Source organism: Paenibacillus montanisoli, assembly GCF_003268025.1.
Taxonomy (GTDB): domain Bacteria; phylum Bacillota; class Bacilli; order Paenibacillales; family Paenibacillaceae; genus Paenibacillus_Z; species Paenibacillus_Z montanisoli.
Map to the genome: position 1 here is coordinate 297,764 of NZ_QLUW01000006.1, position 13,054 is coordinate 310,817.

Here is a 13,054-nt window from a genome sequence, read left to right on the forward strand (position 1 = left end):
CCTTTCCAGAGGTACATTAGCCGCAACTTATTTTCAATGGCTTGGAGGACCTGAGCATGAATATGACAACGGATCATTGTTGGCAGGAAAGATGGGAGCGATTCAGCAGCAAACAACGGCTGGAGGAAGGTCTCGTCAATATCGGCAAGCCGGGACATACGCTAGAGGGCTCGAAAGTGAAGGAAGCCCATGACGGGCGTGCGGCAGCCGGATACTATGCATTCGGCACTGCGGTGGGCAGGCTTACAGAGTCACAAGGCTTGCAAATTTTGCAGTCGCTTGCCGAATTGCAGATTACGGACAAGACGAGTCCGCATTATGGAGCTTTTCGCTGGTACCGGGAAGAGACACGTGTTCATGATTCGAATGCGGCCTTCTTTATTCTACTGCCTCTGGTTGTGCTGCGGACGTTTCTTGAAGAACAAGTACCGGCGTCTCATCAGCAAATGATGGATCGCATGTTCGAGCATAGCGCAGCCTGGTTTGAACATGAGCTGAAGGAGCCGATCTTCTATTATTCGAACAAAATCGTGAGCGACGGTGCGATATTGTTGGCGATTTCGAAATTACGAAGCTTGCCGCAGCAGCTTCAGGCAAGCCTCGCCTTCTTCGAGCGATGGCTCGACTACACGGAACGCAGAGGCTGGGGCTGGGGTGAAAATATTAGTCTAATTTATATCCAGGTTACGATGAACGCGCTTCAGCTTGCCAATGTTTCCTTGAGTGCGGAGAACGATCGGCTGAAGGAGAGGATTGGAACGGTCATGAACGGACTTATCGATTACGTCCGTTTTCACGATGGATATGAGTTTGTGCCAACCATACGCAGCTATCAAGTTGCAGGAGAAGTGCACCCGAGCAGCTTTATGTGGACACTCGCAGGTGTGCAAACGGCTCAATCGACGACGGAATGGGATTATTTATCTTATCTGCTATTTGAGGAGGAACTAGCCAAGGAGAACGAAGGCGCTACGCTCAAGGTGCCTCGGAGCAGAGTGGAACGGATTATGGATTCGAGCTATGCGCATACATGGATTGGAACCACCGGAAGAATGGGAAGCGTAAACCGGTTCCCTGTTGTAGCAGGCTCTTATCAATGGCCGACGTGGGGGCTGGCTTGGCAATCGTATCCGGTTTCTCTAGCTGTTGAGGGGCATCAGGTTTCCTATCTACGCTGGTATGCGCATGATGGTGAACAGGTAAGAACCCATCCGGCAGCATATGAGAAAGCGTATTTAGGGCCAGCTTTGTTCAAGGAAGCTTGGTATCCTGACACCCAGCTCAGGTCAATGCAGCATAATCAAGCTTTATTGGTAGTGCGCAGCATGAGCCGCCTACATAATGAAGCCAGTGAGCTTGCTGATGAATGGGTTGTGAATCGGTGGACAGGTGAACGCTGCACGTTTGCAGGGGCGGATGGGCGCGAATGGACGATTTTGCGATATCCGAATTCCGCTGTGCTAGTAACGCCGTTATTAGGAATCGCCTATGGTCACTCCTCACGCCATGCGCCGGTGCTTCAACCAATAATGGACGGCGATACCCTTCGATTAAGGCAAGTGCTGTATGCTGGAGACAAGCAGCTGCTGCAGCAGCCGAGGCTTGAGACAGGCTGGGCGATCTATTATGCGGACGGCATAAGCAGCCAGGATGAAGCGACCGCACTCGCAGCACGGTTGCGTCTTGTAGAGTCATCGTATAAAGACGGCGAGGTCCCTCGAGATACCTATACGGAGCTTCGGAGCTCCCGTTTATATCGGGATGAAGAACAATTGGCGGAATTGATAATCGATCCTCATAAACTGGAAAGCGGTGAAATGTAGTGAAACTACAAGCCCAAGTGTTGGACAAGTCCGAAGTTCACGCCTTAATCGAGAAAGTGATCGGTCAGCTTAAGCACTTACAAGGCGGCGCGGTAGAAGAAAGCTGCCCGATTGGTATCATTTCCATGGAGAACTGGGAGTGGCCGCAGGGTGTGGGCTTGTTTTCCCTCTATCTGTACTACAGAAAAACCGAGAGAGCGGACATCAAGCAATATTTGATCGATTGGTTTGATCGCAGAATGGCTGAAGGGCTTCCTTCCAAAAATGTAAATACCATGTGCCCGATGCTAACGCTAAGCTTTCTCGCTGAAGAGACGGGACGCGCCGACTATATGGAGCTTTGCCGCGAGTGGGCCGAGTATGCCGTGAAGGAGATGCCGCGAACCGAGGAAGGCGGTATTCAGCACGTCGTTTCGGGTCAGCTGAATGAAGGCGAGGTATGGGATGACACGCTCTACATGACTGTGTTGTTCGTAAGTCGTATGGGACTGCTGCTGAAGCGGGATGATTATTTGGATGAAAGCATTTACCAATTTCTACTGCATCTCAAATATTTGACTGACCGCCGCACAGGGCTGCTATTCCACGGTTGGACGTTTAACGGGCGCCACCATTTTGCAGAAGCGCTATGGGCTCGCGGCAATTCGTGGTACACAGCCGGACTTGTTGATTATTTGGAAATGCTGGAGCTTCCTAAGTCAGTGGAGCGGCTGCTTGTATCCGCATTAGAGCAGCAAGCGTCAAAGCTTGCAGAGCTGCAGGCGGCAGATGGCATGTGGCATACGCTGCTGGACGATCCGAGCTCGTATACAGAAACCTCTGCGACCGCAGCATTCGCCTACGGCATTCTGAAGGCAGTCCGCAAAGGCTATTTGCCTGCATCGTATGGAGAGATCGGTATGAAAGCCTATAACGCTGTCGTTTCTAAAATTGATGCTGATGGCGTGGTTCACGGGGTCTCCTATGGCACAGGAATGGGCCGCACACTTCAAGACTACCGAGATATTCCGATTTGCCCGATGCCGTATGGACAATCGATGACGCTTCTTATGCTAATTGAAGGCTTGGAAAATTAAGTTTCGGAGGCTGAGTGCGATGGGAAACTTTCAGACGATACGCCAGCTGGATGCGGGTAAAGAGCAGTGTATAGTTGCATATGGAACCAGCTTGACTGAAGGCGGGGTATGGGTAGACATACTGCGTACTCAGTTGCAGGACCGATATCCTGGACTTGCTAACGTAATCAATAGTGCAAAAAGTGCGATGTGGTCGCAGTGGGGCATTGAAAACTTGTCCGAACGCGTACTCGCGCATAAACCCGACATGGCCTTTATTGAATTTGCGATGAATGATGCGTACTTGCCGTATGAAACGAGCCTGGATCAATGCAGGAGCCGATTAGAGTTCATGATTGATAAAATTCTGGAGATCAACGCTTCTTGCGATATTATTCTTATGACGATGAACCCTCCTGTAGGCGAACATCTTGAGAAACGGCCTCATATTCTCGAATATTATCAAGTTTACCGTTCAGTTGCTGAAGAAAGAAATCTAACGCTTATCGATCACTTTGCAGAATGGAACGCGATAAGCAAGGAAGATAGAGAGCGATTTGATCGTCTAGTGCCAGATGGCATCCATCCTTCGCCAGAAGGAGATAAGGAAGTTACGGTGCGAGGAATCGAAAGGGTATTGTTTAACTAAAGCGTGGACCGTTGTAAAGCAATGCGGAAGGCAATCGGCGACGATCCTTCCGCAATTCTTCAATGAATAAGTGAGAATAATGTCTATGATTCAGTTCCTCTTGGACCCATCTCCAGGGCAACACCGACGCCATGTTCAGCATCGTAAGATTTAAAAAACGGCTTTTTTGGTGCTGAACAGGTCAGCAACGAAGTGTGCGTATGACGAAGGGAATGGGGAGTTAGTTCAAGATTGAGCTCGGCTAGTCTAGATATTTCTTCGAGATGTTTGTCGGGTTGTAATACGTCTTTGTGATACTTATCGAAGTATTCATATCTTACGGGCTATATATTATAACGGTTTTTGTATTATACGAGGTTACATTTCATGACTATAATTGAATCACTTCATCCTTGTTGACTGCAGAGGTGAAATAACTAGACACTCACCTCAAATTGAAGTGAGTGCTTTTTGCTTGGAGGGCGATACATCTTGTTGAGTATGATGAATCCGATTAAGAGCTCCTTGTTCGCAAAAGTTTTTATCGCTGTGATCGTGATTCAATCTACCCTTATCGTGATCGGCGGACAGTTGAACATCATTCGCGTAGATCGGTTCATTCAGGAGCGGGAATTTGAATTTGCACGTAACGAGTGGGCATCGAGCGAGGGACTGAATCCATGGATTAAGCTGGATTGGAGGAAAAATTCGAATGCGAAGACGATTAACACAATCGTCTTGTATAACAGGATTAATTCAATGGACAACGCGAATGGCGGCACGCTCACTTTTAGAGACGGATCGACGAAAGCGGTCACCGGCATCCCGATCAATGGTGCGCATAAAGTGATTACTTTTCCTGCGAAGACTTGATGATGCGCTGCGACAATCCGCGACCAAAAGCAGTTCGTCTGCCGGATTCCCATCAAGCAACGTAACGGAAATGGCTCAACGAAATGGTCTTCCGTATCAGCGGAACAGAATGGTTCAAGGTGGATATGGGGCAAACTCAGTTGGTATCGGGCGTGAACATCGATTGGGATGCTAATTATGCGACCAATTTTACGATTGAACTCTCGATGGATGGTGTGAATTATACGACCGTATTTACTAAAACAGAGAATGTTTCGACCAACATATTCGTTCTCGTCGACTACCGCTAGGTATGTTAGAATCACGATGACAAGCGGGAATGGAGCTAATTAAAGCTACTTTAACTTTAGCGTTTTTTAAAAATCCATCAAAAACTAAAAGCCACTGACTTTGTCGGCGGCTTTTAGTTTATATAGTATGAATGTGAGGGGATTCCGATATGGCGAATAAATCGGACTACAAGAAGCTGACCCGACTATTAAACGATTCGGCGGTTGAATTAATTGGCGAAGAGCTTGTCTTTAAGGTGCATTATTGGGGCGCGATGCCGCAGCATTTTGACAACCCCCTCCATCGCCATTCCTACTTTGAAGTCTGTTATGTCATGGAAGGCGAAGGCTATTACTATGAATCCGATGTAGAATATCCATTGCTCCAAGGAACGTTGTTCTTCTCAAGGCCAGGCATGTGGCATCAAATCAAAAGCCAGGATGGGTTGGCTTTACTCTATGTGGCGTTTGAAATCGATGAAGCCCGTTCAAAGAAAGAGTCGATCCATCGATACTTGCAGCTCCTTCACAATAATAGAATCGTCGTGCCGAGTGCAGATGATACGATAACGGCTCAAACTTGGCGGACATTATTAACCTTGTGCAAACAAGATCATTACCTGGTCAAGGAAGCGGTTCGATGCTTTGCGAGTGCGTTGTTAGTTTCTTTCTATCCCGAATTTTCCCAATCTCTTGAGTATGAAGAAACCACTGACAAGCAGCAGGTGTCTGCTTATTTGCAGCGAGCCAAGCTATTTATCGAGGATAACTTAACTTTATCGCTGAGTCTGCAGCAACTTTCGAGTTATCTGCATATTACGGAACGTCATTTATCTCGGCTGTTCGCTGAGAAAGTGGGTCAAACCTTCTCGCATTATGTGCAGGAACGAAGAGTCCAGAAGTCGATCGAATTGCTGCTTGAGACAGATTGGACAATCAGCCGAATCGCTGAGGAAACTGGGTTTGAGTCGATTCACTATTTTACGAGAGTATTCACTAGTAAAATTGGAGTTCCACCGAGTAAATTCCGCAAATCACAGCTGTCGGAAATCCCACATTAGCTACTGTTAGATGTCTGTATAGTGCAAACTGATGTCCGGTTAATTCAACGACAGTATGGCCTTCTCTCGTTATGATTTAAGTAAGCGTTATCACTATTTCTTAACGAGGAGGTCATCACCGTGGCGGTGAAGATGAGGGATTATAGTCTGACTGGACCGGAGAACAAGCTAGCACAGGAAAAAGGGCTGGCAACCGCTGATTGGTATATCAGCCCAATTCCGCGTCAGCGCCTTAAAGAGCTTATGAAGCGTAAGGATGGGCCAGCTATTCGCGATACGATCATCATGTTTGCATGGCTGATCGGTACAGGGATGCTAGCCTATTACGCATGGGGAACATGGTGGGCAATACCGGCATTTGCAATTTACGGCATTAGCTATGCATCAATGGCAGATTCACGCTGGCATGAATGCGGTCATGGCACGGCATTCAAGACGCCCTGGATGAATGATGTGCTGTATCAAATCGCTTCCTTCATGGACTTAAGACCGCCGACACCTTGGCGCTGGAGCCATGCGAGGCACCATACCGATACGTATATCGTCGGTCGCGATCCGGAGATCGCCATGACCAGACCACCGGTTTGGCGTATTATTTTCGGAGAAATCATCCACATTTATGGCGGTACTAGAGACCTCAAAAGCGTAATTACCCATTGCTTCGGAAGACTTACTGCTGCTGAGAAAGATTATGTTCCGGTCTCCGAATTCAGGAAAGCCGTTTGGATTTCACGGATTTGGGCACTGATTCTACTCGGCTTTATTACGTGGTCGATTCTAATCGGCAGCATCTTGCCGCTTATGTTTGTCGGGCTTCCAACCTTCTATGGACCGATCCTGCTATTATTAGTAGGTTTGGCGCAGCATCTGGGTCTGCGTGAGGATGTGCTCGATCATCGTTTGAATACCCGTACGATTTATATTAATCCCTTCTTCCGTTTCCTCTACTGGAACATGAATTATCACATTGAGCACCACATGTTCCCTATGGTTCCCTATCATGCACTGCCCGCCTTACACGAAGAACTAAAGTTCGACTACCCTGCTCCAAGCCCCAGTCTGTGGGCGGCGCTTAAAGAGGTTATTGCAGCGCTCATGAAACAGAAGAATGATCCTTCCTATGTGGTGGATCGCCCTTTGCCGGCTACTGCCAATCCGTATTACTATGGTGCGTAAGCTGAGCAGCACAACAAAGCATCTAACCAATAATCTACTTAAATGGAGGGCCCTATGCAGGAATTATTACAATGGGTTGAAGCATGCGAGGCTGATGCTATAGATGAAGAAGACGTCATTCGGTTTGATCACGGAGACCGTACGTTTGCCATTTACCGCACAGCCAAAGGCAGCTATTATGCGACGGATGGGTATTGCACCCATGAGAAGTTTCATTTGTCAGAAGGTCTGGTCATGGGCACTATTATCGAATGCCCAAAGCATAACGGCCGATTTGATTATACGACCGGCGCTGCGAAGCGTACTCCGGTATGCGTGGATTTAAGGACGTATCCGGTAAAGCTGGAGCATAATAAAGTTTTCATCCAAATCTAAGGAGATAACGACAATGTCTGATTTAGGAATGGTGATTGTCGGTGCGGGCGAAACCGGTGCCAGGGCAGCGGTCGAGCTTCGAACAGCGGGCTGGAACGGCCCTATCACTCTAATCGGAAAAGAACCGCTGGCCCCATATGAGCGACCACCGCTTTCCAAATTCACGCTGATCAGCGAAGAAGAGCCTAAGCCTGCGACCATTCTCGATGAAGTTCGGCTATCGGAGCACAACATTGGCTGGATACCGAATAACCAGGTTGTTGGAATCGATCGGGTGAACCATTCGGTCGAATTGAGCAATGGCCAACAAATCCGGTATGAACGGCTCTTGCTCGCAACGGGGGCAGCTCCACGTAAGTTAACGATTGAGGGCTCAGATACGACAGGACTGCTATATCTAAGAACATTCGCTGATGCGGTGGCACTTCGCACACGATTTCAGCCGGGCAAACACATTGCCGTCATCGGAGCGGGCTTCATAGGTCTGGAAGTCGCAGCAAGCGCACGGGAGTTAGGATGTTCTGTCACTGTCATAGAGGTTGGACCTCGTATTCTTATGCGAGGCGTTCCTGAAGAAATTGCCCGCATCGTTGAAGCACGTCATCGTATGGCAGGCGTCCGTTTTAAGCTTGGGATCAGCATTCAAGGAATCATGAATACCTCAGAGGGCCATCTCATCACACTGGCAGATGGTACGGATATCCCCTGCGATACGGTTGTCGTTGGCATAGGCGCAATACCTGAAACCTCGCTAGCGGCCCAAAGCGGACTTACAATCGAAAACGGCATTTATACGGATGAGTATCTGGCAACGAGCGACAACGATATTTTTGCTGCCGGCGATTGTTGTTCTTTTCCGCACAAGCTCTATGGGGGCAGGAGAATTCGCCTTGAAGCTTGGCGCAACGCGCAGGATCAAGGCACGCATGTGGCGCATAACATGCTTGGCGCTTCGAAGCCCTTCGTGGATATCCCTTGGTTCTGGTCGGATCAATATGATCAAACCTTGCAAGTGACCGGATTGCCGGATAGCGGTGTGCTCACGGTGTGCCGACATCTAAGTGAGCGCGACAAATTGTACTTTCACCTATCTGGTGAGAATCGCTTAGTGGCGGCAAGTGCCGTGGGCTTAAACGCCAAGATCGCCAAGGATATTCGATTAGCAGAAATGCTCATTCATCAGAATCAGGCTGTTCTTGATCCGATAGCTTTACAGAACACAGAAGTAAAGTTGAAATCGCTTGTGAATGCTTAATATTCGGAAAGGGCTGATCATACATGACAAGAGTAGCTCTAAACAACTTAGGTTTACTTCCGTTAGCCGGCATTTGCAGTTATGAAGACGCCTGCAAAGTGGGCTATGACATCGATCATAATGTGAATTTACTAAGAAGATATTTATACTCCGAAACGCAGCTCAACCAAATCTTTGCCGCACATATCGCTCACATACCTGAATGGGAGGTAAAGGGAGCATTCGGGCTGCACATGTGGCTGGATGCGGAGCATAGCGCCGCCCTTCGGAAACGGATAACGGAGATGAGAGAACCACCCTTGCATTTGGACAAAGTGCCGGATGAACAGATTGAAGCTCTCTTTCATGAGGTTATTCGGGCAGAGTCAACTCTGGAGCTGCTAGTAGGCATATATAGAGTAGTAAAACCGGAGCTGGTTCGTTCGATGAGAAAACATTTAGCGGAGACAAATCCATTGGTCGATCATCCGACCTGCCGCGTGCTGAAGCTGATCCTAGTTGAAGAAGAGGAAATGATTCCATGGGGTGAAGCTGCCGTGCAAGCCTTGATCCGAACGGATGCCGACGGGATCGCCGCGCAGCAATGGCAGCAGCATCTGGAGTCTTTTCTATATGCAGCAGGAGGGATATCGGGAGATCTGGCCAAGCCCGCGGATTGGCATTCTTCCGTGCCGCGTACGGATGGAAAACCGTATTCGATGAAAGTCGAGCCTCGGCGTGACGCCAGATTTACGGATACGTATAATTCAACAGCGAACTTTGATCAATACTACTTCGATGCTGACCGCCCTGCGGACGAGCGAACCTACGCGCTCCTATTCAAGCGTCTCAGGGAAATGGACGTGCCTGAGTGGATGGGGCCAATCATCTATCAAACCAAGGGCAAACCGTGGGAGTATTATCAAGAGTTAAGCAGGCAGCTGTGGGATGAGGCAAGACACTCCATGATGGGGGAAGTAGGCTTATACCAGGATGGCGTTGAGTTCTACAAATATCCGGTCGAATTTCTAACAACCATGGCATTGAACCGTACTGCGACGCCGCTCGAGGCACATCTTGTTCTTTGGTACATTGAGCAAGGATTGATGCCCAAAGCTACCGGAAAGCACTTTGAATGGGCTGTTGCCAAGGAGTCTGATAACGAACTTGCAAAGACATTCCAAGATTACGATTGGGCAGATGAAGTCTTGCATGCGCAAATCGGTAGAAAGTGGTTAGTTCCTGAGTATAAAGACATGGAAGAGCTTAAACAGCAGGCTGCAATCGTTATGAAGCGGAATCTGGAGGAGAAGGACAGATTGAGCCGGCAATCGGATTTAAAAGAATGGTGGCCTAACTTTCTTGCAGAAATTCGTGCGGGAAGGGAAAGAACACGCGATAGGGTATCATCATCATAACAAATTGTCTCCCATGAACCACCGCCTGCCGATATTTTACGATAGGTGGTGCCCTGTCAAAGCAGGGGTCGCTTCAGAGGCGCTGTTGAACATTTGTTAGCAATAACTTATCAGTTGTGGTGCCAAATGAGGTAAACAAAAAAGAACCGTCAGGATTTCTCCCGATGGCTCTTACTGACGGATCATCCTTTCGAGTGCCTAACAGGTGCCGAATAGGTGTCGAAAGGATATAAAAAATAACTAATTTTCTTATAAGATGTTACAGCATTAAATCGTGAAACCCTTGATATTACTGACTTATTTACCGGATTGCGCGCGTCATGGTTCCATGCCTTCTTTCGGACAAACGCGAAGAAAGAACCATTAGCAGCTCACTCTAGCTGCCAACGCAAAAACACCTCCAAAGTTGTCCTCCATATCTAACGACATGGGGGCATTCACTTGAAGGTGTTTTAATTTGATCTCATCTAGGGATCAGTCCCGTCAGTCCCAGCAAATGGTCGGCACTTTTTCATTACCAAAAGGTAGGCTTCACTACCATAAACGCTAACATACAAAGCAGGAGCACAAGGTATATCCACAGTGATCGAGCAAGCAGTCGAATGATGATTGCTTTGTCTTGGCCCGGTTCATTGATTTTCCGTATTTTCGGAGAGAATGCGCGAGCCAGGAAGAGTAAGGACCCAATTAAGAGCAGGATGGTCATTACGATCCAGGATGTCGACCAAGACCAGGATCCCACAAGAACAAGCAAGATTCCGGAACCAACCAACACATGGCCTGCGTGCTTCGCCAAACGTATAGCGGTTCGGAACGTATTAAGATAGGCGTTTTGCTCTAAGGCTTCTGCCGACCGAAGCTTCTTCATTACGGGAATGAAAATAAAAAAGGGTCCAATCGACATAATCGCGCTAAGGATATGTATATAGAGCAGCAACGCATACCAAAAATCCACCTTCTATTTACTCCTGCACGCGACTAAATTCATGCACCCATACACGCATATGCGGCAGCCACGGCATACCTGGGTGATAGGATAAGATCGATTGCTTGTAGGCTTCCACATTCTCGTATCCCTCTTGCTTGGCATGCTCATCGGTTAGCTCACCGAGCGATTGCGAATACACCTTTTGAACTACAAAACGGTGACCTTGAAGCTCCATGATTTCTCCGACATCGGCATACCGCCCATTCCGCCGAGTTGCTGTTTTAATTCCGGCAATCACTTTCTCCACGTCCGGCTTAACCGTTACCAATCGCTCAATCGAGCATGTTTTTGGCGGCAATTCATTACTTTGATTTATATTCGACATATTTATCATCCTCCTAGGCAATCTAATTACTTGAACATATATAGAATGTCCTATCCACGTTAACAAATTCTGCTAACTTATTCCCAACAACATAAAATGTACTTATATACGTCATCTTTGTGGCCGAGACGAGCCATGATCGTTTCAAGGTTTACTCCCGCTTCAGCCAGCAATGATGGATGTGTATGATGAAGGGAATGGGGGGTTAGCTCTGGGTTGAGTTAGCTTGTCTCAGCAGAATTTACTGCACGTTAGGAGGAGTGGGTTATCGCAGATTTTTTTTGAACTAGGAGGTACATATTGATAAAATGGCATTATGAAAGCCATATGTGCGAAGAGGGATGCTATTGAAAAAATATATTTTAATTGCATTACCGATCCTTTCTGTGTTGTTATATGGATTCATAAAGCTAAATGATGAGGATAAAATTTTGCGAATGGAGAAAAGCAACATGATTGAACAAGTCAAAGAAAAGTATTTTACCGCAATCGAAAACGGCGATACGGTTACTGTGAAAAATCTTGTAGAATCCGGTATCGATATAAATCTGAGAAATGCTAATTACGAAACAGGCATTATATTAGCGACAAGTAGAAATAATTTTGAAATGGTGAAATTACTTGTGACGTTAGGAGCAAATGTGAATAGACCGAGCAAAGAGATTGACAATACACCGATTATGATTGCCAGTGTAGAGGGGTATACGGAAATCGTACAATTTCTTGTGGAAAACACAAAACCAGATATGACCATATTGAATGGATATGGTGGAACGGCACTGATTCCAGCATGCGAAAAAGGTCATGTTGAAGTGGTGGAACTCTTGCTGACCAAAACGGATGTAAAAGTAAATCATGTCAATAAACTGGGGTGGACTGCTTTATTGGAGGCAGTAATATTGTCGAGCGGAGGGAAAAACCATCAGGAGATTGTTCGATTATTGCTCGAACATGGGGCGGACAAAAATTTAGGAGATAAAGAAGGTGTAACGCCCCTGGAACACGCGAAACAAAAAAGATTTAAAGAAATAGTTGAGATTTTGTCTTGATTGTGAGGACTGACGGGAACATAAACGGTTAAATCAACTCATTATGGCACCCATCATTTCCAGACTACTTCCTAATTCCAAGGAGGTAGTCTTATTTATGTTAATTCGCATTTCAAGATTAGCTTAACGATAGCATGGATGGGAACATTGAAAGCTGAATAACCCATTTCATTCCTTCCAATACTATAAGAATATTCGTACCTTCACGTAAGAAGGGGACAACCATGGTAATATCCCTTTATTTGTTTTTTTGCTGGTTCCTGTGCGGAGTATTATTTTCGCTGGCCGACAAAGTTTCGCGTCAACATTTTGCTTTCGTATTATTGATGTTGAACTTTATAAATACGAACATCAGCTATTTGTTGGCCGACCCGATTAAATTTTATTCCGTGACAAAGGACCCTATGGGTTATGTCGCATTTTCGTTATATCAATGTTTAATCATCCCGGCACTAATGACGATCATTGTTGGTGCTTACATAAATCAATCGACTTTACGCGGCAAAATGGCGGTTATATTGATTTCGGTTTGCGTGATTGCCTTTTTTGACTGGTTAAGTTGTATTATGGGCTTGTTCATATTAAATGGATCTTGGCAAATGACCGCTTTATTCGGGTACCGGTTGATCTTGCTGTGCTTGGGCTTCCTATGTTTGAAAAGCTTCAGAAGGGTGCGTGGATAGTAAGATGACAAGTTTCATGCCTTTTGACGAGCGCGGATTCGGTACGAATGACATTTTCCTGATTTCATGCATTATAGTGGTTTATGGAATCATGTTT

13 protein-coding genes are annotated in these 13,054 nt (G+C 46.8%); 11 read left to right on the plus strand and 2 right to left on the minus strand.

Annotated features, from left to right (window positions below; all coding sequences use genetic code 11):
• Positions 1-56 precede the first annotated feature (56 nt).
• The 10 genes from DL346_RS26165 (at position 57) to DL346_RS26210 (ending at position 9,912) form a co-directional block, all read left to right on the plus strand.
• Entirely contained in the window at positions 57-1,823 is a 1,767-nt protein-coding gene (locus tag DL346_RS26165; RefSeq protein WP_112885331.1) for a hypothetical protein, read from the plus strand.
• Positions 1,823-2,899, plus strand: a complete 1,077-nt coding sequence (gene bglB / locus DL346_RS26170; RefSeq protein ID WP_240633432.1) for a beta-galactosidase BglB — start codon at positions 1,823-1,825, stop codon at positions 2,897-2,899. Before DL346_RS26165 ends, bglB begins: the two co-directional genes overlap by 1 nt.
• A 19-nt stretch (positions 2,900-2,918) precedes the next feature.
• Entirely contained in the window at positions 2,919-3,527 is a 609-nt protein-coding gene (locus tag DL346_RS26175) for an SGNH/GDSL hydrolase family protein (protein ID WP_112885332.1), read from the plus strand.
• Between the two features lie 480 nt (positions 3,528-4,007).
• Positions 4,008-4,379, plus strand: coding sequence for a DUF7402 domain-containing protein (locus DL346_RS26180; RefSeq protein WP_112885333.1), 372 nt, complete (start codon positions 4,008-4,010; stop codon positions 4,377-4,379).
• A gap of 83 nt (positions 4,380-4,462) precedes the next feature.
• Positions 4,463-4,669 (plus strand): discoidin domain-containing protein, encoded by a 207-nt coding sequence (locus DL346_RS29960; protein ID WP_112885334.1) that lies wholly within the window; start codon positions 4,463-4,465, stop codon positions 4,667-4,669.
• Between the two features lie 149 nt (positions 4,670-4,818).
• Positions 4,819-5,709, plus strand: a complete 891-nt coding sequence (locus DL346_RS26190; protein ID WP_112885335.1) for an AraC family transcriptional regulator — start codon at positions 4,819-4,821, stop codon at positions 5,707-5,709.
• A gap of 120 nt (positions 5,710-5,829) precedes the next feature.
• Complete coding sequence (locus DL346_RS26195) at positions 5,830-6,885, plus strand: fatty acid desaturase family protein (protein WP_240633433.1); 1,056 nt, start codon at positions 5,830-5,832, stop codon at positions 6,883-6,885.
• Between the two features lie 54 nt (positions 6,886-6,939).
• Positions 6,940-7,260: a MocE family 2Fe-2S type ferredoxin gene (locus DL346_RS26200; RefSeq protein WP_112885336.1), complete on the plus strand. Its 321-nt coding sequence runs from the start codon at positions 6,940-6,942 to the stop codon at positions 7,258-7,260.
• A gap of 13 nt (positions 7,261-7,273) precedes the next feature.
• Positions 7,274-8,515: an NAD(P)/FAD-dependent oxidoreductase gene (locus tag DL346_RS26205; RefSeq protein WP_112885337.1), complete on the plus strand. Its 1,242-nt coding sequence runs from the start codon at positions 7,274-7,276 to the stop codon at positions 8,513-8,515.
• 23 nt (positions 8,516-8,538) lie between these two features.
• Complete coding sequence (locus DL346_RS26210; RefSeq protein ID WP_112885338.1) at positions 8,539-9,912, plus strand: hypothetical protein; 1,374 nt, start codon at positions 8,539-8,541, stop codon at positions 9,910-9,912.
• 514 nt (positions 9,913-10,426) lie between these two features.
• On the opposite strand, the gene DL346_RS29630 is transcribed toward DL346_RS26210, so the two are convergent.
• Together DL346_RS29630 and DL346_RS26220 are read right to left on the minus strand one after the other, a co-directional pair.
• Positions 10,427-10,816, minus strand: coding sequence for a hypothetical protein (locus tag DL346_RS29630; protein WP_240633448.1), 390 nt, complete (start codon positions 10,814-10,816; stop codon positions 10,427-10,429).
• Between the two features lie 58 nt (positions 10,817-10,874).
• A complete protein-coding gene (locus DL346_RS26220) occupies positions 10,875-11,225 on the minus strand; it encodes an ASCH domain-containing protein (protein WP_112885340.1) in 351 nt (116 codons plus the stop codon).
• 347 nt (positions 11,226-11,572) lie between these two features.
• On the opposite strand from DL346_RS26220, the gene DL346_RS26230 reads away from it, so the two are divergent.
• The gene (locus DL346_RS26230; RefSeq protein ID WP_240633435.1) at positions 11,573-12,274 is read left to right on the plus strand and encodes an ankyrin repeat domain-containing protein; all 702 of its coding nucleotides are present in this window, start codon (positions 11,573-11,575) and stop codon (positions 12,272-12,274) included.
• Positions 12,275-13,054 lie beyond the last annotated feature (780 nt).

What these genes read in the sequence shown, in the direction of transcription:
- DL346_RS26165 (WP_112885331.1), top strand. Translation starts at nt 57, where the DNA reads ATGAATATGACAACGGATCATTGTTGGCAGGAAAGATGGGAGCGATTC.
- DL346_RS26175 (WP_112885332.1), top strand. Translation starts at nt 2,919, where the DNA reads ATGGGAAACTTTCAGACGATACGCCAGCTGGATGCGGGTAAAGAGCAG.
- DL346_RS26180 (WP_112885333.1), top strand. Translation starts at nt 4,008, where the DNA reads ATGATGAATCCGATTAAGAGCTCCTTGTTCGCAAAAGTTTTTATCGCT.
- DL346_RS29960 (WP_112885334.1), top strand. Translation starts at nt 4,463, where the DNA reads ATGGTCTTCCGTATCAGCGGAACAGAATGGTTCAAGGTGGATATGGGG.
- DL346_RS26190 (WP_112885335.1), top strand. Translation starts at nt 4,819, where the DNA reads ATGGCGAATAAATCGGACTACAAGAAGCTGACCCGACTATTAAACGAT.
- DL346_RS26200 (WP_112885336.1), top strand. Translation starts at nt 6,940, where the DNA reads ATGCAGGAATTATTACAATGGGTTGAAGCATGCGAGGCTGATGCTATA.
- DL346_RS26205 (WP_112885337.1), top strand. Translation starts at nt 7,274, where the DNA reads ATGTCTGATTTAGGAATGGTGATTGTCGGTGCGGGCGAAACCGGTGCC.
- DL346_RS26210 (WP_112885338.1), top strand. Translation starts at nt 8,539, where the DNA reads ATGACAAGAGTAGCTCTAAACAACTTAGGTTTACTTCCGTTAGCCGGC.
- DL346_RS29630 (WP_240633448.1), bottom strand. Translation starts at nt 10,816, where the DNA reads ATGTCGATTGGACCCTTTTTTATTTTCATTCCCGTAATGAAGAAGCTT.
- DL346_RS26220 (WP_112885340.1), bottom strand. Translation starts at nt 11,225, where the DNA reads ATGTCGAATATAAATCAAAGTAATGAATTGCCGCCAAAAACATGCTCG.